Annotated in this window: 1 protein-coding gene and 1 pseudogene; one reads left to right on the top strand and one right to left on the bottom strand. The window is 78.1% G+C overall.

Going from position 1 to position 1658, the window contains the following annotated elements; translation table 11 throughout:
• Nucleotides 1-251: 251 nt before the first annotated feature.
• Nucleotides 252-851, top strand: coding sequence for an RICIN domain-containing protein (locus tag BU197_RS30925; protein WP_188266941.1), 600 nt, complete (start codon nucleotides 252-254; stop codon nucleotides 849-851).
• Nucleotides 852-884: 33 nt separating this feature from the next.
• Here the strand turns inward: BU197_RS30925 and BU197_RS04845 are convergent.
• Nucleotides 885-1658: pseudogene (locus tag BU197_RS04845) on the bottom strand (MFS transporter); the annotation flags it as partial.

Below are 1658 nucleotides of genomic sequence, written 5' to 3'. Positions count from 1 at the left end.
GCCTCGGCGCCGTGTCCTGGGACGGGGGCGGACACGCGGGGCCCGGAAGGCGTTCCGGCCCCCAGGCCACCCCCTCGTCACCGCCCTCCCTCGTCACCGCCTTCTCCCTCGTCACCTCCCTCCCCCCCCCCCCCCCCCCCCCCCCCCCCCCCCCCCCCTCCCCCCCCCCCCCCCCACCCCCCCCCCCCCCCCCCACCCCCCCCCCCCCCCCCCCCTCGCCCCCGGCCTCCGCCGCCCCGGCCCCCACGACCGTGGACGCGGCACCGTCGGCCCGTACGCCCGCGCCCACGACCGCACCGACACGGGAGCCGACCCCCACCACCGAGGCCCCGGCCCCGCCCTCCGGCGAGCCGCCCGCGCGGGACACCACCCGGCTCGGGGGCGCCGTCCCGCCCCCGACGGGCACGCCGGTACGGATCGTGAACGGCAACAGCGGACTCTGCCTCGCGGTGCCCGGCGCCTCGACCGGGGTCGTCGACCTCGACCAGTTCGGCTGCGGCGACCACCCCGACCACCACTGGCGGCTCACGGCGGCAGGCACGGACGACACGGGCCGGACCCGCTACCGGATCGTCAACGGCAACAGCGGCCACTGCGCGGCCGTCCCCGGCGCGAGCAAGGCCACGGCCGTCCACGTCAACCAGTTCCCCTGCGGCGACTACCCCGACCACTACTGGCGGATCGCCTACGAGAAGCGCGACCCGGACGGGAACCCGCTCTACCGGATCGTCAACGCGAACAGCGGACTCTGCCTCGCCGTCCCCGGCGCGGCCACCTACGAGACCGCCCCGGTCAACCAGTACCCCTGCGGCCCGTACGCGGACCACTTCTGGCGGTTCGAACAGGACTGACCGCGACCGGGCCGGGCGGGCAAGGGCCTCCCCTCAGCCCCGGTCCGAAGGCCGGGCCAGACGGAAGGCCGACTTCGCGATACGGCGCGGAGCCCGCACCGGAACCGGGGCGACCTCCTGCTCCGGGGCGCCCATCTGAGGGACCGTCGGCGGAGTCGCCGCCGCCGTGCCCGCCAGGACGGCCGCCGGGGCGCCGCCCCTGCGCCGCACCGAGCCCGGCACCAGCGGACGGCCCGAGACGTGCCGGGCCACCGCCGTCATCGGCACCGCGACCACGAGCAGCAGCACGCACAGGACCCGGCCCATCCCGGAGTACCCGGCGCTCTCCGAGAGGAGGCTGCCGGTCACCGGGCCGCAGGCCACGCCCAGGGAGGACGCCGAACCGACCAGGACGGCCCAGCGGCCGCGCGGGTCGAGCGAGGCGGCGAGCCCCAGAAGGTAGGAGAGGACCGCCGGGTAGACCGCGTTCCACAGGATCTCTCCGGTCGCGAACGGGACCAGGCTCCCGGCCGCCGAGCTGAGCAGCACACAGCCCGCGATCAGGACCGTGCCCACACCGATCGGCACCGCCCGGCCGAGCCGCGAGCCGAGCGCGCCCGCCGCCGTGACCCCGGCGAGCCCGGCACCGAGCGCCGCCGCGAAGACCGCGCCGACGGTCACCTCGGTGAGCCCCGCCTGGGTCGTCCCGATGCGCCCGCTCACCCCCCACAGCGCGTTCTGCGCGAGGGACCAGCACAGGATGCCCGAGGCCAGCGCGATCCCGGCCGCCCGGCGGGGGAGCGGGCCCGTCGGCGCCTCCCCGTGCGG

The organism is Streptomyces sp. CBMA291, from assembly GCF_014596525.1.
In the GTDB taxonomy this organism is placed as follows: domain Bacteria; phylum Actinomycetota; class Actinomycetes; order Streptomycetales; family Streptomycetaceae; genus Streptomyces.
The sequence above is the reverse complement of the archived record's forward strand: the minus strand, read 5'-3'. Positions and strand labels throughout refer to the sequence as shown.